At 70.0% G+C, this 18,331-nt stretch carries 18 protein-coding genes, 1 tRNA gene and 2 pseudogenes; 8 read left to right on the top strand and 13 right to left on the bottom strand.

All coding sequences use genetic code 11. The features are described 5' to 3' along the window. Window positions 1-62: 62 nt before the first annotated feature. From ACWD4J_RS42090 to ACWD4J_RS42075, 4 genes are all read right to left on the bottom strand, one after another. Window positions 63-380 carry an SCO5918 family protein gene (locus ACWD4J_RS42090; protein ID WP_451400838.1) on the bottom strand — a complete coding sequence of 106 codons (318 nt, stop codon included), beginning with the start codon at window positions 378-380 and terminating at the stop codon, window positions 63-65. Window positions 381-441: 61 nt separating this feature from the next. Next, window positions 442-792 (bottom strand): CBS domain-containing protein, encoded by a 351-nt coding sequence (locus tag ACWD4J_RS42085; protein WP_451400837.1) that lies wholly within the window; start codon window positions 790-792, stop codon window positions 442-444. 102 nt (window positions 793-894) lie between these two features. Then, on the bottom strand, window positions 895-2,385 hold the full coding sequence (locus tag ACWD4J_RS42080) for a DEAD/DEAH box helicase (protein WP_451400836.1): 1,491 nt from the start codon (window positions 2,383-2,385) through the stop codon (window positions 895-897). Between the two features lie 178 nt (window positions 2,386-2,563). Further along, window positions 2,564-2,767 (bottom strand): cold-shock protein, encoded by a 204-nt coding sequence (locus ACWD4J_RS42075; protein WP_030342329.1) that lies wholly within the window; start codon window positions 2,765-2,767, stop codon window positions 2,564-2,566. A gap of 578 nt (window positions 2,768-3,345) precedes the next feature. On the opposite strand from ACWD4J_RS42075, the pseudogene ACWD4J_RS42070 reads away from it, so the two are divergent. Beyond that, window positions 3,346-3,522, top strand: a pseudogene (locus tag ACWD4J_RS42070) (DUF5994 family protein); the annotation flags it as partial. Further along, window positions 3,501-3,737 (top strand): annotated as a pseudogene (locus ACWD4J_RS42065) (transposase); the annotation flags it as partial. The pseudogenes ACWD4J_RS42070 and ACWD4J_RS42065, both read left to right, overlap by 22 nt. A 656-nt stretch (window positions 3,738-4,393) precedes the next feature. Here ACWD4J_RS42065 and ACWD4J_RS42060 read toward each other — a convergent pair. After that, window positions 4,394-4,467: transfer RNA gene (locus ACWD4J_RS42060), tRNA-Gly, on the bottom strand. A 378-nt stretch (window positions 4,468-4,845) separates the two neighbouring features. Between ACWD4J_RS42060 and ACWD4J_RS42055 the strand changes: the two genes are divergently transcribed. The 3 genes from ACWD4J_RS42055 to ACWD4J_RS42045 all read left to right on the top strand — a co-directional run bounded on the left by ACWD4J_RS42055 (window position 4,846) and on the right by ACWD4J_RS42045 (window position 6,178). Beyond that, the gene (locus tag ACWD4J_RS42055) at window positions 4,846-5,007 is read left to right on the top strand and encodes a hypothetical protein (protein WP_451400840.1); all 162 of its coding nucleotides are present in this window, start codon (window positions 4,846-4,848) and stop codon (window positions 5,005-5,007) included. A gap of 84 nt (window positions 5,008-5,091) precedes the next feature. Further along, window positions 5,092-5,667, top strand: a complete 576-nt coding sequence (dcd, locus tag ACWD4J_RS42050) for a dCTP deaminase (protein ID WP_451400835.1) — start codon at window positions 5,092-5,094, stop codon at window positions 5,665-5,667. Between the two features lie 7 nt (window positions 5,668-5,674). Continuing rightward, the gene (locus ACWD4J_RS42045) at window positions 5,675-6,178 is read left to right on the top strand and encodes a phosphoribosyltransferase (protein ID WP_451400834.1); all 504 of its coding nucleotides are present in this window, start codon (window positions 5,675-5,677) and stop codon (window positions 6,176-6,178) included. A gap of 13 nt (window positions 6,179-6,191) precedes the next feature. Here the strand turns inward: ACWD4J_RS42045 and ACWD4J_RS42040 are convergent, their stop codons facing one another. Both ACWD4J_RS42040 and ACWD4J_RS42035 read right to left on the bottom strand, forming a co-directional pair. Beyond that, the gene (locus ACWD4J_RS42040) at window positions 6,192-6,413 is read right to left on the bottom strand and encodes a DUF5988 family protein (RefSeq protein ID WP_451400833.1); all 222 of its coding nucleotides are present in this window, start codon (window positions 6,411-6,413) and stop codon (window positions 6,192-6,194) included. 44 nt (window positions 6,414-6,457) lie between these two features. Then, entirely contained in the window at window positions 6,458-7,648 is a 1,191-nt protein-coding gene (locus ACWD4J_RS42035) for a sulfite oxidase (protein WP_451400832.1), read from the bottom strand. Window positions 7,649-7,788: 140 nt separating this feature from the next. Between ACWD4J_RS42035 and ACWD4J_RS42030 the strand changes: the two genes are divergently transcribed. Further along, window positions 7,789-9,180, top strand: coding sequence for an FAD-binding oxidoreductase (locus ACWD4J_RS42030; protein ID WP_451400839.1), 1,392 nt, complete (start codon window positions 7,789-7,791; stop codon window positions 9,178-9,180). Between the two features lie 57 nt (window positions 9,181-9,237). Here the strand turns inward: ACWD4J_RS42030 and ACWD4J_RS42025 are convergent, their stop codons facing one another. The 3 genes from ACWD4J_RS42025 to ACWD4J_RS42015 all read right to left on the bottom strand — a co-directional run bounded on the left by ACWD4J_RS42025 (window position 9,238) and on the right by ACWD4J_RS42015 (window position 12,251). Further along, on the bottom strand, window positions 9,238-10,146 hold the full coding sequence (locus ACWD4J_RS42025; protein WP_451400831.1) for a Yip1 family protein: 909 nt from the start codon (window positions 10,144-10,146) through the stop codon (window positions 9,238-9,240). A gap of 134 nt (window positions 10,147-10,280) precedes the next feature. After that, entirely contained in the window at window positions 10,281-11,741 is a 1,461-nt protein-coding gene (locus tag ACWD4J_RS42020; protein WP_451400830.1) for an FG-GAP and VCBS repeat-containing protein, read from the bottom strand. 87 nt (window positions 11,742-11,828) lie between these two features. After that, on the bottom strand, window positions 11,829-12,251 hold the full coding sequence (locus tag ACWD4J_RS42015; RefSeq protein WP_451400829.1) for an ATP-binding protein: 423 nt from the start codon (window positions 12,249-12,251) through the stop codon (window positions 11,829-11,831). A 213-nt stretch (window positions 12,252-12,464) separates the two neighbouring features. Between ACWD4J_RS42015 and ACWD4J_RS42010 the strand changes: the two genes are divergently transcribed. After that, window positions 12,465-13,310 (top strand): helix-turn-helix domain-containing protein, encoded by an 846-nt coding sequence (locus tag ACWD4J_RS42010; protein ID WP_451400828.1) that lies wholly within the window; start codon window positions 12,465-12,467, stop codon window positions 13,308-13,310. Between the two features lie 11 nt (window positions 13,311-13,321). Beyond that, on the top strand, window positions 13,322-13,537 hold the full coding sequence (locus ACWD4J_RS42005; RefSeq protein ID WP_451400827.1) for a DUF397 domain-containing protein: 216 nt from the start codon (window positions 13,322-13,324) through the stop codon (window positions 13,535-13,537). Here ACWD4J_RS42005 and ACWD4J_RS42000 read toward each other — a convergent pair. The 3 genes from ACWD4J_RS42000 to ACWD4J_RS41990 form a co-directional block, all read right to left on the bottom strand. Then, window positions 13,504-14,886 carry an FG-GAP-like repeat-containing protein gene (locus tag ACWD4J_RS42000; RefSeq protein ID WP_451400826.1) on the bottom strand — a complete coding sequence of 461 codons (1,383 nt, stop codon included), beginning with the start codon at window positions 14,884-14,886 and terminating at the stop codon, window positions 13,504-13,506. The genes ACWD4J_RS42005 and ACWD4J_RS42000 overlap by 34 nt on opposite strands. A 272-nt stretch (window positions 14,887-15,158) precedes the next feature. Beyond that, the gene (locus ACWD4J_RS41995) at window positions 15,159-16,661 is read right to left on the bottom strand and encodes an FG-GAP-like repeat-containing protein (protein WP_451400825.1); all 1,503 of its coding nucleotides are present in this window, start codon (window positions 16,659-16,661) and stop codon (window positions 15,159-15,161) included. 142 nt (window positions 16,662-16,803) lie between these two features. Beyond that, window positions 16,804-18,249, bottom strand: a complete 1,446-nt coding sequence (locus ACWD4J_RS41990; protein ID WP_451400824.1) for an FG-GAP and VCBS repeat-containing protein — start codon at window positions 18,247-18,249, stop codon at window positions 16,804-16,806. Between the last annotated feature and the right edge of the window lie 82 nt (window positions 18,250-18,331).

The raw sequence follows: 18,331 nt of genomic DNA, 5'->3' as shown, positions 1-18,331 counted from the left end.
GCCCTGCCGACGCGCGTCGGCAGGGCCCCACCGGGATCCTGAGGGCGGTCTCCCGCCCGTCCTCACACGGTCACGGCGGTGCCGCCGAGCAGTGCGGACGCGGTGCGGAGGAGAGTGGGTCCACCCTCGCCCACGGGCGCGCCCTCGGGGCGGTCGTGGCAGGTGAAGCCGAGGCGTGTCATGGCCCGCACGACCTCGCCGGCGGTGAAGTCACGGGGGTCCTGTCGCGTGATGACCTGGCCCACCTGCGTGACGGGGTAGCGGCGGCGGCCGATGGTCACGGACGCCCCCGTGACGAGCTCGGGCCTGACGCCCTTCATCGAGGCCAGAACCCCGGTCCTGGTCAGGTCGAACGGGTACCGGGCGATGACACAGCGCATGACGCCTCACAGGGGAGAAATCGCGGGGAGAAGGAGAACGGGCCGCCCGGGGCGAGACGGATCAGCACGCGAGGGCGGGTACGCCCGGAACCCGGCCGTACTCACCGACGCCGCCCGAGCGGCCGCCGGGTGAGGGCAGTGGTGCGTCGAGGACGTCCCGCAGACGGATCCGGTCCGTGTACGCGGAACTGTCGCGGAGAACGGCGAGCCGGAGCCGGGTGACCAAGCCTGTGCTCTCGTCGTCCCCGTCGCACACGGTCAGGTACTCGACCCGGGCACTCGCCATGACGGCCAGAGCCACCTCGACGGTCATGTCGTCACATACCCGAGGCCCGTGCCCTTCGCTGTCGTTCACCACGGACACGGGGGTGGGGTGGTCCGGCCTGCGGTACTGCGTCCGCGCTGGCGTCAAGGGTGTCTCCTTCGGTAAGGGCTGGTCGGCTTGGCGGCCTTCGGCCCCGGGAGGCCACGGCGGCTTCCGGGAGGCCAACGGGGCTCCGGGGACTGCGCCGGCCTAAGCAGCCGAGTCGTTGCCGGGCCGCCGCTGTGCCCTGCGGCGCACCCCCGCGCCGGCGGGTCGGCCCTGGCCGGTGCGGCCCCGGCGGTCCCCGGACGGCGAAGGCGCGCGGCGGGTGCGTTCCACGACAGGCGCGGTGATGACCACAGGGACCCCAGAGGGCGCCTGGGCACCCGTGATGCGGCTCAGCTCCGCCTCGCCCGAGCGGACCGGGGTGATGCGCGGGGTGATGCCGGCCGAAGCCATCAGCCGGGTCATGCCGCGGCGCTGGCCGGGGGTCACCAGGGTGACGACGCTGCCGGACTCCCCGGCGCGGGCCGTACGGCCGCCACGGTGCAGATAGTCCTTGTGGTCGCTGGGCGGGTCCACGTTGACGACCAGGTCGAGGCTGTCGACGTGGATGCCGCGGGCCGCGACGTTGGTGGCCACCAGGACGGTGACGTGACCGTCCTTGAACTGCGCCAGGGTCCGGGTGCGCTGCGGCTGGGACCGGCCACCGTGCAGGGCCGCGGCGCGGACACCGCTGCTCAGCAGGTGCTTGGTCAGCCGGTCCACGGCGTGCTTGGTGTCCAGGAACATGATGACCCGGCCGTCCCGGGCCGCGATCTCGGTGGTCGTGCGGTGCTTGTCCGCGTCGTGCACGTGGAGTACGTGGTGCTCCATCGTGGTGACGGCACCGGCCGACGGGTCGACGGAGTGCACCACCGGGTCGGTCAGGTAGCCACGGACCAGCAGGTCGACGTTGCGGTCCAGGGTGGCCGAGAACAACATCCGCTGGCCCTCGGGGCGCATCTGGTCGAGCAGGGCGGTGACCTGGGGCATGAAGCCCATGTCGGTCATCTGGTCGGCCTCGTCGAGCACGGTGATGCCGACGTCGGCGAGCCGGCAGTCGCCCCGGTCGATGAGGTCCTTGAGCCGACCGGGCGTCGCGACGACCACCTCCGCGCCGGCCCGCAGCGCACCGGCCTGCCTGCCGATGGACATTCCGCCGACGACGGTGGCGAGCCGCAGGCTCACGGAGCGGGCGTAGGGAGCGAGCGCGTCGGTGACCTGCTGGGCCAGCTCACGGGTGGGGACGAGAATCAGGGCCAGCGGCCGACGCGGCTCGGCACGCCGGCCCGCCGTACGGGCCAGTACTGCGAGGCCGAAGGCGAGGGTCTTGCCCGAGCCGGTGCGGCCGCGACCGAGTACGTCGCGGCCGGCCAGGGAGTTCGGCAGGGTGGCCGCCTGGATCGGGAACGGTACGGTCACGGCTTCATGGCCGAGCGTGGCCAGCAACGGCGCCGGCATGGCGAGACCGGCGAACGACTCGACAGCGGGCAACGCGGGCCTGACCGTCTTCGGCAGCGCGAAATCGCCCCCCGCGGGCTGTCGGTTTCCGTAACCACTGGAGAGGTGCGGAACGCCGGAGCGGCCCACAGCGGCGCTTCCTCCGAAGCGGTCGTATGTGCGATTGGGGCGTGCGCGAGTGGTACGTGTGCGGTTCATGCGGAACCTTCCTCGATGTGGGCACGTATCAAGGAATTTCCGCAGCAGAATGAGCGGCGCAGAATCGCGAGAACGAGCCGAAAAAGACAGGGCCGAATCGCCCTGGGAATAAAGCGAGCTGGGGCCCGCACCCCAAGGTGCGGGCCCCAGCTGCGAAGTATGCGTCAGTGCCGGTGCGTCAGGCGGGAACGATGTTCTCGGCCGTCGGGCCCTTCTGGCCCTGCGCGATGTCGAACGAGACCTTCTGGCCTTCCAGCAGCTCGCGGAAACCCTGGGCGGCGATGTTCGAGTAGTGGGCGAAGACGTCGGGGCCGCCGCCGTCCTGCTCGATGAAGCCGAAGCCCTTTTCCGCGTTGAACCACTTCACAGTGCCAGTAGCCATGTTGTTTCTCCTTCGGAGGCGGTGTACAGGAATACGCACTGTGCGCATTCCGTGTCGCCGTGATGATCAGCCGTCGGAAAAACCTTCTGGCAACCACACCTGCAACTGAGTTCGACAGTAGCACGGTGCGATCGGCCTTGCGTGGTCGATAATTCTGCTCCGCCGGGCGGTCGAAAAATACTCGCCGTACCCTGCACCTATTCCTCATTTCGCGGGCACAGATATTACTCTCCGTGGACGCGGCTTTCCTGTCGTGCGCTTCCGCCTACAGCCCTGTGACCTCCCTCGACGGCAGATGTGCCGCTGCCACCGTCGTCGGCGGATGGCACAACGGCGAACGCGCCTGAGACTCCTGTACTGCAACAAAGGCCACATCCCCGCGAAGAGCGCGACGGCCGGTGGCCGGCAGCCACCTCCGCAGGGCAGCGCGCGACCTCGTCCCGCGGTGGCGGACGCCTTGGGCGACGTCCAGACGACGGTGATTCGTCAGTCAGGTGGATCCCGGAGATTCCGGGGGCACGGGGAGTAGCGTGGGAGGGGCGAGGCGAGTCCCGTGTTCGCACCGGCTCCAAAGACGGGTGGTCCTCACGACCGGCTCCGATTCACCCCCTGATTCCCTGCATCTGCCGAGCGGCGTTCACCGGACCGTACGGCCGGGGTGCGCCCTCCTCCGGCTGGAGACGACGGAGTCGCGGGAAGGTGTCCTGGAGGGTGCGTGGTGGCCGCGGTCGCGCGACATCGCTGCCGAGCTGCCCGAGACCTCGGCGTGCAACCGCTGATAGCCCGGCGCGACACCGAGCATGGTTCCGGACTCGGCACCCAACGCTGGGGCGTGGAGCGCGCGTTCGCCCACCTGCACTGGTTTCGTCGCCTGCGGATCCGCTGGGAGATCCACGACGGCATTCATGAAGCCTTCCTCACCTTGGCAGGTGTGCTCATCTGCTGGAGGCGCTTGAAGTCATCCCAAGAGGAGTTCTTGGGACTTCAGCAAAGCGACAGGCTGGTCACCCGATTGACTCGAGGCGGCCACGAATCAGGCTCCGGCGATGGTCCGGCCAGGTATCGCCTCCGCGAGCGCGACCCGCCAGGCCGGCGCGCCGAAGGGGTCGGCGAAGTACTGCGTCTCGTGCACCACGTGCTGGTCAGCGAATTCCATGATGCTCACCGAGTACGAAGGCACACCGTTGGTGATGAGGCATTCGCTCACCCACAGATTCGCATGGCCGGTGATCCGCTGGACGGTGAAGTGTCGGTCGGCAGGGTGGCCGCCACGTTGCGCGGAGATCGTCGCGCGGCCCCGGAACCGCTCACCTGACTGCGGGTAGTCCAGGAGCGCGTCCGTGGCGTAGATGGCGTGCTCGGCTTCGGTGTCCCCGCGTTCCGAGGCCCGCCAGCGCTCCTCGATCGCGGCCCTGGTCCGAGAGTCGGCATCCCTGGCACCGCCCTTCCGTGCGGTGCCAGCCTAGGCACTCCGGGCCACAACCAGCCGGGGCCAGGCGGACCTGGGCTGCCAAGTCCTCCCTTTGGTCGGACCGGAGGGCTGCAGCCGTCCGCCGTGGCAACGGCGTCGTCCAAATTGCCCTAGACAACAAACAAACCCCAGGCCACTGACCTGGGGTTTCTCTATGGAGCGGGTGACGAGAATCGAACTCGCGCTCTCAGCTTGGGAAGCTGATGTTCTACCATTAAACTACACCCGCGTAAGACGCCGACCTGATCGGTGTCGTTACCGTCGCACACTGTACCTCATGCAGGGCCCCCGATGCTCGGACGCCGGGGGCCTGTTCGCTGTCCGTGCTCGGGCGGACTCGGAGAGGGGTCGGGTGTGGCCTGGAGGCGGTCGGCCGCGGCTTGGGTGTGGCCGTCGCGCGGCTCGCGCGCGCCCCGGACTTGACTCGGACTTGGCTGCGTTGGGCGCGAGTTGGGGCGTACGGTGGGGCCCGGGTCGTGGGTTCGAGAGGGCTGGGATGCGGCCGGAGTGCCGCTTGGAGAGCCGTCCTGTTCATCCCGTAATGTGGCTTCGCCGTCAGGGGTTCGGCGGCAGTCATTCAGCGGCTCGTGGGGAAGGACTCCAGGTCTTGGTGGAGCGCACCGTCGTCCGTTGTGCCGAGGGGCACGTGTTCAGCACCTCTTCGTTCCCGATGCAGCAGGCCGACCGGCTCGGCCCCGGCCGGCTCATCCGGTGCCCGCGCTGTGCACGGCTGAGGAACGCCGTGCCGGTGGTGCTCGAGAAGCGGTAGCAGCACGCACGTACGTCCGAGCGCGCGGCCCCCTCGCCATGGCCACATTTCGAGGGGGCCGCGCGCTCTGCGTATCCTCAGGACGTGCTTCTCTCAGACAAGGACATCCGGGCCGAGATCGACGCGGGACGGGTGCGCATCGACCCGTACGACGAGTCGATGGTGCAGCCCTCCAGCATCGACGTGCGTCTCGACCGGTATTTCCGGGTGTTCGAGAACCACCGCTACCCCCACATCGACCCCTCCGTCGAGCAGGCGGATCTGACCCGTCTCGTGGAGCCCGACGGCGACGAGCCGTTCATCCTCCACCCCGGCGAGTTCGTGCTCGCGTCGACGTACGAGGTCATCTCGCTGCCCGACGATCTTGCCTCCAGGCTGGAGGGCAAGAGCTCGCTCGGGCGGCTCGGGCTGGTGACGCACTCCACCGCCGGGTTCATCGACCCCGGCTTCTCCGGCCATGTGACGCTCGAGCTGTCGAACCTCGCGACGCTGCCGATCAAGCTCTGGCCGGGCATGAAGATCGGCCAGCTGTGCATGTTCCGGCTCACCTCGCCCGCCGAGTTCCCGTACGGCTCCGAGCGCTACGGCTCCCGCTACCAGGGGCAGCGCGGGCCCACCGCCTCGCGCTCGTTCGTCAACTTCCACCGGACGCAGGTGTGAGCGGTTCATGAGCGATTCCGGGAAGCGCGAGAACCTCACGTACGAGGACTTCGGCGTCGCCGTCCGTGAGCTGGCGCAGACGATCGCCGACGACGGGTACGAGCCGGACATAGTGCTGTCGATCGCGCGCGGCGGCGTCTTCGTGGCGGGCGGGCTCGCGTACGCGCTCGACTGCAAGAACATCCACCTCGTGAACGTCGAGTTCTACACCGGCGTGGGCACCACCCTCGAGATGCCGGTCATGCTCGCGCCCGTCCCCAACGCGATCGACTTCACCGACAAGAAGGTGCTGATCGCCGACGACGTCGCCGACACCGGCAAGACGCTGAAGCTCGTGCACGACTTCTGCGTCGACACCGTGGCCGAGGTGCGGTCCGCCGTGATCTACGAGAAGTCGCAGTCGCTCGTGAAGTGCGACTACGTGTGGAAGCGGACCGACGACTGGATCAACTTCCCGTGGAGTGTTCAGCCGCCGGTCGTACGGCGCGGTGGGCAGGTTCTCGACGCGTGACGCGTACGCCTCGCTACTCCGCGATCTCTGTTCGCTCCCACCACTCGTAGACCGGTACCTGCCCTTCTGGCGTCTTCTTCTGCCGTTGGGTGGCGCGGTAGTGCTCGTATCCGCCGCGGTGGGGGATCTTCAGGTCCTCTCGGGCGGCGGGTTCGGGAGTGGTGACGGGCACGATCTTCTCGCGCAGGTCGTCCGGGCCGCCCTCGAGAGCTGCCTTGTGAGACTTTGTGGACATGGGCCCAGTTTTGCCGTCCTTCGATGGCGGCGCACGTCGACGGTTCAGTCGCCTTCGGGCAGGCAGAACACCGCGATCCGCTGGACGACGTTGTTGCCGAATCCGCCGCGGTCCCACGACTGGGTGAGGGGCTGGGAGTGGCCCGCCTCGTCGGTGGCGCGGGCGACGAGTACGTGGGTGCCGGGGGTGGCCGTCCAGGTCGTCCGCCAGCCTTGCCAGGCCCATGCGCGCCCGTGATCGTTCTCCGGCGAGGCCAGTTCCGCATCCCGCCAGGACTCCCCGCCGTCCGTGCTCACCTCGACCCCCGTGACCGGGCCGTGGCCCGACCAGGCGCGGCCCTCCAGCGCCACAGGCCCTGGGCGTACGACACGGGTGCGGGACATGAAGTCGGGGAAGCCGGGCGGGATCATCAGCGCCCGCGGGGCGATGCGGGTGACCGGTTCGCCGGGGTCGTCGGCCGACCGGCGGTAGCGGTAGGCCACGGCTTGCTGGAAGCCGGTGAAGGGTGTGCTGGTCAGGGCGATGTCGCGTAGCCATTTCACATGGGCCATGCCGTACCAGCCGGGGACCACCAGCCGTACGGGGTGTCCGTGCTGCGGTGGGATCGGGCCGCCGTTCATCTCGTACGCCACCAGCACCTCGGGGCCGGGATCTGCGGCGGTGGCGTCCGCGAGGGGCAGGCTCCGCTGGTAGTCCTGTTCGATACCGCGTTCGATTCCGTGATCGGCCCCGGTGAAGACGGCCTCGACGGCGTCCGGCTCGACACCGGCCTCGGCGAGCAGCATCCGCAGGGGGACTCCGGTCCAGTCGGCGGTTCCGACGGCCTCCACGAGCCAGGGCTGGCTCACGGGCCGCGGTGTGAGGCGGGCCCGGCCGTTGCCCGCGCACTCCATCGTCACCCGGCGGGTGACCGCCGGGAAGGCGCGCAGGGCCGTCATGTCCAGGTTCAGCGGGGTGCGTACGCGGCCGTGGACGGTGAGTGTCCAGTCGGCGGCGTCGGCGGCGGGGATGTCGTAGTGGACGAGTACGTAGTGCAGTCCGGGCGGGGTGAGGTCGTAGCGCAGGGCCTCCAGGGGCAGGCCGTGGTTGCGGGCCGCGAGCGCGAGCTCCTCCTGGCTGATCCCCTCTGCGGGCTCGGCGACGCGCGCGGGTGCGCTGACGGCCCGTATGGCGCTGATGTGCGCTTCACCGTCGTGGATGTGGGCTTCACCGTCGTGCCCGTCGTGCACGCCCATGAGGCCATGGTGCGCCCGCGCCCCACGCCGCGCGAGGCCGCAGTGGACGGCGCGACGGGACGGCGATTGCGAGTGCCCTGGACCAGCGAGACGCTGGTGAGGTCAGCCCTTGCCTCTGCAGGGAGATCGTCATGGCCAGCATGGACGACATGACTCTGGAGGGGATGCGGACCGCACTGCGCGGTCCCGTCGTCTCCCCGCAGGACCCGGAGTACGACGAGTCCCGCAAGATCTACAACGCGATGATCGACCGCCGGCCTGCGGCCATCGTGCGCTGCTCGGACGCCGCGGACGTCATGAACGCGGTCGACTTCATCCGGGACCACGGTCTCGAGCTCGCCGTCCGCGGCGGCGGGCACAGCGGCGCCGGACTGTGCCTGGTGGACGGCGGCGTCACCGTCGACCTGGCCCCGATGCGCTGGGTCCGCGTCGACCCGGCGACGAGGACCGCGCAGGTCGGCGGCGGCAGTCTGCTCGGCGACCTCGATCATGCCGGTCACGCCTTCGGCCTGGCGGTCCCCGCCGGGGTCATCTCGACGACGGGTGTCGGGGGTCTCACCCTCGGCGGCGGGCACGGCCATCTCACCCGCAAGTACGGGCTGACGGTGGACAGCCTGCTCGCCGCGGACGTGGTGCTGGCCGACGGCAGCTTCGTCACCGCGAGCGAGAAGGAGCACGCGGACCTGTTCTGGGCGCTGCGCGGCGGCGGTGGGAACTTCGGGGTCGTGACGTCCTTCACGTTCCAGCTGCATCCTGTGCACACGGTGGCCGCCGGCGTCACGGTCTGGACGCTCGACCACATCCGCGAGGTGCTGGAGTGGTACCGCGAGTTCATCCTGCAGGCGCCCGAGGACCTCAACGGCTTCTTCGCAACGTTTGTCGTGCCGCCCGCACCGCCGTTCCCGGAGGAGATCCACGGCCAGAAGATGGGCGGCATCGTGTGGTGCTGGACGGGGGACATGGGCCGCGTGGACGAGGCCTTCGCGCCGGTGACCGAGCCGGCCCCGCCCGCCTTCCACTTCGCCGCGCCGATGCCGTATCCCGCGCTGCAGACGATGTTCGACGGGCTGCTCCCGCCCGGCTACCAGTGGTACTGGCGCGGGGACTTCTTCGACCGGATCACTGACGAGGCCATCGACGTGCACGCCAAGTACGCGGAGGCCCTGCCCACCGAGCTGTCGCTGATGCACCTCTATCCCGTGGACGGGGCGGCCCACCGCGTGGCCCCGGAGGACACGGCGTGGGCGTACCGGCACGCCCGCTGGTCCGGCGTCTTCGCCGGCGTCGACCCCGACCCGGCCAACGCGGGGATCGTCAAGGAGTGGTGCGTCGACTACGAGAGCGAGATCCATCCGCACTCGATGGGCGGCGCCTACGTGAACTACATCGGCGAGGGCGAGGCGGAGGACCGGGTGAAGGCCACGTACCGCGACCACTACGACCGCCTCGCGGAGATCAAGCGGACGTACGACCCGCACAACCTCTTCCACGCGACCCAGAACATCAAGCCGGCCCCGGCACCGGCGGCATAGTGCCGCAGGAGACGGGGCCGGTAAGGCCGGTAGGGCCGATAACAGGGCCGGGCGTCGTCAGAACGTGCCGAGCTTGATCAGCGACAGGAGGGCGATCAGCTGGATCGCGGAGGCCGCCAGGGCGCGCGGCCACGGCAGGTCGTGCGACTTCGACACCATCGACGTCAGCAGCGCGGCGGCCGCGATCCAGGTCACCCAGCCGATGACCTGCACGAACGACGCGTCTCCGCCGAGGAACAGCGCGAAGACGAGGCGAGGGGCGTCGGTGATCGATGTGATCAGCATGGACAGGCCGACTGTCGGCTGCCATGCCCCGTCGCCGCCGAGTTGCCGCGCGAGCGTGTGGGTGACCGCGCCGAGCACGAAGAAGCTGATGACGATCGCGACGCCGGTGAACAGGACGTACGGGATCGCCGCCGAGAGTGTGGCGTTGATCGCGTCCTCGCGGGCGCCGTCGAAGCCGAAGAGCGCCAGCAGGCCGTAGAGGAACGTGACGATGAGGGCCGGGCCCCACATCGTGTAGTCGCGCATCTGCAGGAAGGTCGGGCCCGGGCGCAGCACGATGCCGCTGAGCAGCTCCTTCCAGTGCAGGCGCGGGCCGGCGGGCGGAGCGGCGGCCTGGCCGGCGCGGTACGTCCCGCCCTGGCTGTAGGGGTCCTCGCCGACGGAGAAGGCCTGGGTGTGACCGGGGTTGTTCGCCGCGTACGGGTCGGGGCCCTGCTGGTATCCCTGCTGGTAGCCGCCGTCGCCGAAGTACTCCGGCTCCTCCTGGCCGCCACCGCCGTTCGCCTGGGTCCACTGCTGCCCGCCGTACTGCGGCCCCGCCTGCGGACCGCGCGGCGGGGAGCCGTACGGGGCCTGCCCGCCGCCGCTGTGCGGGGCGCGCTGTCCGTACGGCTGCTGCTGCCGCGGTTGTTGTTGGGAGGTGCGGTTGTCCCGGCCGCGTCCGATCCTGAATCCAGCCACGTAATCGAACGTACCTGGTCCTGAGGGGTGACGTGTCCGGCCTGGGGGAAGGGGTGGGCTTTGCGGCCGAGCTGTGACATCCCTTACGGGGACCCTGGGGGGAACCTGGGGGAACTCTCGGGGACGCCAAGGGCTTACGGCGCGCTTAGCACCGCGCCGTACGCCAGGGCGCTCGTCGGCGACGGCAGGCCGAGCCGGGACGGGGTGAGGGCGACGGAGCCGTCCACACCGGCGCGCGGCAGCACCCAGACGCCGCCCGACGAGAAGTTCTCGCCGGGTGAGCCGATGGCGAGGTCGGGTGTGCCGTCCCCGTCGTAGTCGCCGGTGGCGAGAGCCGCGCCGAAGGTGTCGCCGGCCTCCGCGGCACCGGGAACACGCGGGGTGCCCTGGTTGTACGCGACAGAGACCGCCTCTCCGTAGGCGTCGACGATGCCGTCCGCACGGCCCAGCAGGAGCGTGGCGGCGCCCGCCTTCGCGCGGGTGCCGATGGCCTCGCCCGGGGCGCCCGCTATCAGGTCGTCGCGGCCGTCGCCGTTGACGTCCGCGACCGCGAGGGCGGCGCCGAAGTCGTCACCGGCCTCGGCCTTGCCGTACACGCCGACGGTGTCCTGGTTGAGCGTCTGCTGCCCCCCGTGGACCTGCGTGGTCCCGTCGCCGTAGTGGATGTGGATACCGCCGCCCAGCGCCAGGTCCTCGGGGCCGCACGGGTCGTCGATGTTCTCGTCGGCGTTCTCGCGGCAGTTGCCGAGGGCCAGGTCGTCGTGGCCGTCGCCGTTGAAGTCGCCGACGGCGAGGGCGGAGGCGGCGGCGTTGTCGGTGGTCCAGAAGCGGATCAGGTTGTCCTCCGCCGGATACCAGTGCAGGAGCTGGACGTGGGACTGCACGTACGGGTCGCCGGTCGTGTAGTACGCGACTCCCAGGTCCGTCGCGCCGTCCTCGTCGAAGTCGCCCGTTGCCAGCACGGGGGCGCGGCCGCCCATCGGGTCCGTCATGACGGTCTTCGCGGCGCCGGACGCCGTGAGCGGGCCGAGACGCAGTGCGACCTTGTCCGTCGCGCCGATCGCCACGTCCGTCGTTCCGTCTCCGTCGAAGTCGCCCGCGGCCAGGGACTTTCCGTACGCGGCGGAGGCGGTGCCCTTGACGGTGGTGACGCCCGAGCCGAAGCCGGTGGCTGCGCCGCGGACCAGGGTGACCGTGCCCGCGTTGGTGCCCACGCCGGTGATGTCCTCGCCGGGCGCGGCCACGAGGAGGTCCGTGCGGCCGTCGCCGTTCATGTCCGCCGTGGCTACGGCGGCACCGAACCGGTCGCCCGACTCCGGGGCGCCCGGCACGCCGGCGGAGGCCTGGCTCACGCGTATGCCCCCGTGGGCGCCGAGGCCGTTCGGGCCGCCCCACACGACGTTCACGTATCCGGCCTTCGCCTGCCCGCCGACGGTCGCCGCGGGTACGCCGACGGCGAGGTCCGCGTACCCGTCGCCGTTGAAGTCGCTGGCTGCGGTCGTGGGTTCGGCGGCGTGCGCCGTCGGCGTGAGGGTCAGTCCCGTGGTGGCCGCGGCGGCGACGGTGGCCGCCAGGGCGTATCTCCGTATGCGCACGGCAGGCTCCAACTCGTGAGCGGGTGTGGGGGTGTGCGGGATTTCCACTTGTGTGACCGTCGAGTGGGTTGCGTGGTTGCGCGGAGTTCACGGGTGAGTCGCCCCGAGTTCACACCAGACGTACTTGCCCGAGGCGCCGCCGTACCCCGGATTGACCTGGAACCACCCCCAGTCGTCCGCATACGCCCGCACGATCCGCAGCCCGCGGCCCGCCTCGGCGGCGGGCGGTGGCGGGACGACCGCCGGCTCCGGCGGCGCGGGGTCCGTGTCCCACGCCCCGAGCCGCAGGGCCCCACCGGATCGCCGCAGTTTGAGGGCGGCCGGGCCCTTCGTGTGCCGGATGGCGTTGCTGAGCAGCTCGGAGGCGAGGAGTTCGGCGGGTTCGAGGAGGGCCGGGAGGTGGTGGGTGGTGAGGATGTCGCGGAGGGTGCGGCGACCGATCGCCACGGCGCGGGGGTCGTGGGGGATGTAGAGGGTGTACTCCCAGGGTTCGTCATCGCATTCGGGCATACGGGACTCCGGTGGGGAGGAGGGTTTGGGGGAGCGGCGGAGTTCGGGCGGTGGCAGTGCCGCTGCCGTCACGGCATGACGGGGCGGTGCGCTTCCGGGTCCCGGCGGTTCCGCAGCGTGTGCGTCGCGTCACCAAACGTAGGGGTCGAGCTTGACTCGGGTCAAGTTCGACCCGGACTATGGTGTCCTCAACGCACGGGAAAGCAGGGGCACATGGTGGCAAGGAGCACCATCACGGTGCGGCAGGAGCGGCTGGGTAAGGAGTTGCGCAAACTCCGGGAACGAGCGGGCCTGGGTCTTCGCGAGGCGGCTCGCGCGACGGGGATCAACGAGGGCAAGCTCTCCAACGTGGAGGCTGGGCGCGTCGGCGTGAGCGCGGAACGCGTACGGTTCTTGGCCAGCCACTACGGTGCCGGGGACACCCCACTGGTGGATGCGCTGGCGGTCATGGCGACCGAGCGGGTGCGCGGGTGGTGGGAGGAATACCGCGGCCAACTCTCGCGAGGATTCCTCGACCTGGCGGAACTGGAGCACCACACGAACCAGGTGAGGTCGTTCGAGCTTGTGTTCATCCCCGGTCTCTTGCAAACCGAGGAGCATGTTCGGGCGGTCTACGCGGAATCCACTTGGGGGATGGCCGAGGAGCAACGTGAACTTCGTACGCAGTTCCGTCTGAGGCGACACAAGGTCCTCGACAGGGATGACCTGGTGTACGAAGTGGTGATTCACGAAGCAGCGCTGCGGATCAGAAGGGCTGACCGCCGTGTTGCCCGACTGCAGTTGCTGCACATTCTCGAGCAGTCAGAACGACCCCAAGTCGGCGTGCGTGTAGTGCCCTTCGATATGGACGGCTTCAACATGGGCTACTCGCCGCTGATCTTGGGAGGGGCCGTCCCGCAGTTGGACACCGTCCTGATGGACACCCCGCACGGGGGCAACTACCTGGACGCGGAGGCGCAGCTCAACCGGTATCGGCGGGCATTCGTCCATGTGCAGAAGTCGGCGCTCGGGGTCGTAGAGTCGAGGGACTTCATCCACCGCTTGGCGCAGGACGTCTGAAAGGCCCCGACATGGCAGAGGCCCTCGTATGGCAGAAGTCGTCGTTCTCGGGCAATGACGAGGACGCCAACTGCATCGAGGTCGCCGCCTCCCTAGGAGCCCTGCGGCTCCGCGAAAGCGACGAGCCCGGCACCGTGATAACCACCACCGGTCCCGGACTCGCCGCCCTCATACGTCACCTACGTGGCGACCGTCAGCCCACCAGGAACATGCCCAACTGCGGGTAATACGCGGCGGACATGGAGAACGCGCTCGGGCCGTAGCTCGCGGCGCCGTCCGTCGTGACGCCGGTGGCGGAGCCCTTCAGGAAGGTCAGCGAGCCGTTGCCGTCGTTCTCCGTGTCCGAGCCGACGACGAGGTCCGCGTAACCGTCGCCCGTGACGTCCCTGAGCAGGGTGGCCGTGCCGAAGAAGTCGTTGGTCTCGGCGGTGCCGGGAATGCCCGCGGTGTCCTGGGTGAACGTCACGGGGGAGCCGAGCCCGTCCGCGGTGCCGTAGTGGACGAGGACGGCGCCCGAGTACTCGGCCGCGGCGTCGCTTGCGGGGGCTCCCACGGCCAGGTCCGGGTAGCCGTTGCCGTCGATGTCGCCGATGGACGGGCGGCCGTACGGGCCGTCCGCGAGCTCAACGGCGGCCTCCACCCCGGTGGACGTGCCGTACGAGATCGCGGTCTTGCCCGTCGAGCCGAGGTCGCCCTCGGTGGCGTCCTCCGTCTCGCCGGTGACGATGTCGCCGTAGCCGTCCTGGTCGAGGTCGCCGACGGCGATGCTCCTGCCGTACGGGAGCTCGGCCTTCTGGGTGGGGGCGGACGTGGTGCCGTAGTAGAGGAAATTGCGGTGCAGGTAGCGCTCGGAGCCGAGCTTCTTCCGGCCGCTGACGACCAGGTCGGCCTTGGCGTCGGTGTTGATCTTGCCGGCGGTGAGGGCGAGGACGCCCGTGCTGCCGGTCCAGGTCGTGGTGTACGTGATCTTCGAGCCGGTCGAACCGGCCTTCGTGAAGCCGCCCTTGATGATGTACTGCGTGGTGCCGGACGCGCCGACTGCGAGGTCGGCCTTGCCGTCGCCGGTGAAGTCGGCGATGGCGAGCGCCTGGCCCCAGCGGTCGTGTCCCGAGACGGCCGGGTCCTTGACCGTCGTGGCGCCCGACAGACCGCTCGCCGACCCCCAGACGATCACGACCGTGCCGCCGTTCACGTCGTCGCCGACCTGCTCGTAGGGGGCGCCGACGGCGAGGTCGCTGTAGCCGTCGTTGTTGAGGTCGCCGACCGCCGTCGAAGCGCCGAAGTGGTCGGACTCCTCGGCCGAGCCGGGGACGCCGGAGGTGTTCTGGCTGATGGTCTTCTTGGTGCCGATGCCGGTGGCGGAGCCGTACGCGACGGCCACCGCCCCGGCCTCGAACTCGCCTCCCGCGGTGGCGAAGGGGGCGCCCGCGGCGGCGTCCTGGTAGCCGTCGCCGTTGAAGTCGCCGACCAGGCCCGAGGGGGCGGCCGATGCGGTCGCCGGGAGGGCCATGAGAAGACCGCCCGTCAGCGCGGCAGCCGTGGCCGACGCGAGGGCGAGTCGCAGGTGCTTGTGCATGGGGGAGTCTCCTGCTGCATGCGGGGCGCCTGGCGGGTGCCTCGCAGTCGATGGGGCCGAACGCCCGGGATCACCCGAGGTTTACCTGTGCTTTGCACGACGGTCGGTGATCAGGAGACGCATGTGGAGGGGCGAGGGTTGTACGAGAGTGCGGGAATGTTGTGGCCGGAGGGACTAGTGAGGGGCGCAGGTGGGGGCGCCGCCCTCCTGAGGGAGAGCGACGCCCCGCCGACGTACTGACCGTGCGCCTTGAGGCGCTTTCGGCACCCACATCAGCCGGTGATCAGCGTGCCGAACTCGGGGTATCCCGTGGTCGGTACGCCTATGGTCGCAGCGCCGAAGCTCACCGCGCCCGTGGTGGTCAGGCGCCCAGAGGTGCCCTTCAGGGACCACAGTGCGCCGTCGCTGTTGTTCTCACCGGACGCGCCGATGGCCAGGTCGGCGTAGCCGTCACCGTTCGTGTTGGTCAGCCGTACCGCGCTGCCGAACCAGTCGCCCCCTTCGAGCGCTCCCGGCACGCCGGTTGTGCCCTGGTTGTACGCGTAGGAAGTGCTGGTGGACAGGCCGCCCGCGGCGCCTGGAATCACCGTGACAGCGCCCGCTCCTTCGTACTCCTCCGAGCCGATGGCCTCGTAGGGGGCGCCGACAGCGAGATCGGCGTAGCCGTCCGCGTTGATGTCACCCAAGGCGACCGAGTACCCGAAATGGTCGTTCTGCTCGGAGGCGCCGGGGACTCCGGTGGTGTCTTGGGTGATGGTCTGCGCGGCGCGTGTGGAGTCGATGCCCTCGGCACTTCCGTGGACGACGGTGACGGCGCCGCCGAGCGCATCCTCTCCGTCGTACGGATATGCGTCCGCATCCCACGGATTGCCGGTGACGATGTCGCCGTATCCGTCCCCGTCCACGTCACCGATCGCCGCGCTCGTGCCGTGCCCGGCGGAGCCCGCGTACACCGGTTGGTGTGAGCTGGAGGAGAAGTCGTCGAGGAGGTAGAGGACGTACTTGTGGTCGTCCGTGGATTCACCGTCGACCGTGTTGCCGCCGATGAGGAGGTCGTCGAGACCGTCGCCGTTGACGTCACCGGCCGTGAGCCCTGTGGTGAGTGACTCCGGTCCGCTGTCGTCGATGGTGGTGGCGACGAAGCTTTCGGTACGAGTGGCGAGGCCCGCGTCGTCCACGACGAACCCGCCGAGGCGGAGGCTCACCGTGTTGCTGCCCGACTGCGCGAGGGCCAGGTCCGCCTTGCCGTCGCCGTTGAAGTCGCCGGAGGCGAGCTGCTCGCCATAGCCTCTCGTCGCGGTTCCGCCCGCCAGATTGTCTCCGCCGGACAGGCCGTTCGCGCTGCCCCACAGAATGGTGACGAGCCCCTGGTCGGTGACGCCGCTGACGTCTTCGCCAGGGGCGCCGACCGCGAGGTCTGTGTAGCCGTCGTCGTCGAAGTCGCCTTCGGCCAGGGCTTGTCCGAAGACGTCACCGGCCTCCGGGGTTCCAGGGACGCCGGACGAGCTCTGCGTGACGAGTTGTGTCTTGGCGGATGTGAGGCCGCTCTTCAAGCCGTAGGTGATGACGACGGCGCCTGCCTGATCGGCCGAACCGACCGTGGCGTAGGGAGCGGTGACGGCCAGGTCGCCGTATCCGTCGCCGTTGAAGTCGGTGAGGGCGCCCGCCGGCGCGGCGGTCGCCGGGCCGACGGCGAACGTGAGCAGTCCGCCCGCCAGTGCGGCCGCCGTCGCGGCAGCCAGAGCCGTGCGGCGGAGTGGGTGCCTTGTGCTCATGTGTCTCCTGAAGTGGGGGGAAGTGGGATGAGGTGGGGGGCACTCGGCCGGTTCGTGCCGGTGCTGGTCCATGGGGCCGGGCCCGCACCCCGGGTGAACGGGGTGCGGGCCCGGTGATCAGCGGAAGGAGGGAGCCAACGGATCAGTCGGCGAAGTTCGCGCCGAGGAGCGGGGTCCCCGACGCCGAGATGCCGACCGTCGAGGTGTAGATGCCGGAGGAGCCCGACAGGGAGCCATCCGTGCCGGAACGCAGGACGTAGACCGCGCCGTTGTAGCCGTTCTCGCCCTTGGCGCCGATGACCACGTCGCCGAGGCCGTCGCCGTTCAGGTCGTCGACGTGCACGTCGGAGCCGAAGTTGTCGCTCTTCTCGTTGGAGTTGGGCACCCCGGCGGTGTTCTGGTCGAGGAACTTGGCGCCCGCACCCGTGATGCCGGAGCCGTCCGCGGCGCCGTACAGGACGGTCACCGCGCCGGCGTCGGTACCACCAGTGACGTTCTCGCCGGGCGCTCCGACGACCAGGTCGAGGTGGCCGTCGCCGTTGATGTCGCCGAGGTCCAGCTCCGCGCCGAAGTGGTCGCCCTCCTCGCCGGAGCCCGGGACGCCCGACGTGTCCTGGTCGATGGTCTGGAGGTCGCCGTACGCCGGTCCGTCAGCGGAGCCGTGGCCGATCAGGACGGCGCCGCCGAGCTGTGCGTTCGCGATGCCCTCGTCCCAACCGAGCCCGTAGACGATGTCGCCGTAGCCGTCGCTGTCCGTGTCGCCGACGTCGGTGATGAAGCCCGCGGGCAGCTTCTGGTAGCTGGACGAGGTGACGCCCGAAGCGCTGCCCGGGTACCAGAAGTTGGCGTTGTAGTCGTCGTCGGTGGAGTAGCCGTTGACGATCAGGTCCTCGACTCCGTCGCCGTTGGCGTCACCCGAGTGCAGGTTCCGTATGCCCCAGCCGTCACCGCTGTAAATGGGGACGGACAGGGTGTAGTGGCCGCCGGTCGAACCGGAGCGGGTGAAGCCGCCGCGGTAGATGTCGACGGTGGAGGAGGACCACGTGCCGAGGGCGAGGTCGTCCGTGCCGTCGCCGTTGAAGTCGGCGGCCTCTATCACGCTGCCGAAATTGTCGTGCTTGCTGGGGCGGGGGTCCTTGATCGTCGTACCGCCCGTGAGGCCCGAGGCCGAGCCCCAGAGGATCACGGCTGTGCCGCCGTCCGTGTCGCTGCCGACGTTCTCGCCCTGGGCGCCGACGGCCAGGTCGTCGTAGCCGTCGCCGTCGAAGTCTCCGTACGCGGTGTCGGAACCGAAGTAGTCGTTTGTCTCGGCGGTGCCCGGGACGCCCGCGGTGTTCTGGCTGATCGTGGCGTGCTTGCCGCCGCCGTAGAGCACGGTGAGCTGCCCGGCGGCGGCCTTGCCGTTCACGTAGGCACCGGTGGCGGAGACGGCGACGTCGGCGAGCCCGTCGCCGTTGAAGTCGGCGTCCGACGCGGTGAGCGGGGCGGCGTCCGCGGCCGTCGCTGTCGCGGCCGAGAAGGTGAGCAGCCCGCCCGTCAGCGTGGCCGCGGCGGCCGTCGCGAGGGCGAGTCGCAGGTTTTTGTGCATGCGGGTATCTCCTGCAGCATGCGGGGATGCCTGGCGCGGCATCCACCAGTCAATGGGGTGCGTTCCGCCCGCGTTTGCCGGG

The organism is Streptomyces sp. NPDC002577, from assembly GCF_053594815.1.
This window is presented reverse-complemented; position numbering and strand designations above follow the sequence as displayed.

Coding starts and splice junctions, on each gene's coding strand:
- ACWD4J_RS42090 (WP_451400838.1), bottom strand. CDS start 380: ATGCGCTGTGTCATCGCCCGGTACCCGTTCGACCTGACCAGGACCGGG.
- ACWD4J_RS42080 (WP_451400836.1), bottom strand. CDS start 2,385: ATGAACCGCACACGTACCACTCGCGCACGCCCCAATCGCACATACGAC.
- ACWD4J_RS42075 (WP_030342329.1), bottom strand. CDS start 2,767: ATGGCTACTGGCACTGTGAAGTGGTTCAACGCGGAAAAGGGCTTCGGC.
- ACWD4J_RS42045 (WP_451400834.1), top strand. CDS start 5,675: ATGAGCGATTCCGGGAAGCGCGAGAACCTCACGTACGAGGACTTCGGC.
- ACWD4J_RS42040 (WP_451400833.1), bottom strand. CDS start 6,413: ATGTCCACAAAGTCTCACAAGGCAGCTCTCGAGGGCGGCCCGGACGAC.
- ACWD4J_RS42035 (WP_451400832.1), bottom strand. CDS start 7,648: ATGGGCGTGCACGACGGGCACGACGGTGAAGCCCACATCCACGACGGT.
- ACWD4J_RS42030 (WP_451400839.1), top strand. CDS start 7,789: ATGGACGACATGACTCTGGAGGGGATGCGGACCGCACTGCGCGGTCCC.
- ACWD4J_RS42015 (WP_451400829.1), bottom strand. CDS start 12,251: ATGCCCGAATGCGATGACGAACCCTGGGAGTACACCCTCTACATCCCC.
- ACWD4J_RS42010 (WP_451400828.1), top strand. CDS start 12,465: ATGGTGGCAAGGAGCACCATCACGGTGCGGCAGGAGCGGCTGGGTAAG.
- ACWD4J_RS42005 (WP_451400827.1), top strand. CDS start 13,322: ATGGCAGAGGCCCTCGTATGGCAGAAGTCGTCGTTCTCGGGCAATGAC.
- ACWD4J_RS42000 (WP_451400826.1), bottom strand. CDS start 14,886: ATGCACAAGCACCTGCGACTCGCCCTCGCGTCGGCCACGGCTGCCGCG.
- ACWD4J_RS41995 (WP_451400825.1), bottom strand. CDS start 16,661: ATGAGCACAAGGCACCCACTCCGCCGCACGGCTCTGGCTGCCGCGACG.
- ACWD4J_RS41990 (WP_451400824.1), bottom strand. CDS start 18,249: ATGCACAAAAACCTGCGACTCGCCCTCGCGACGGCCGCCGCGGCCACG.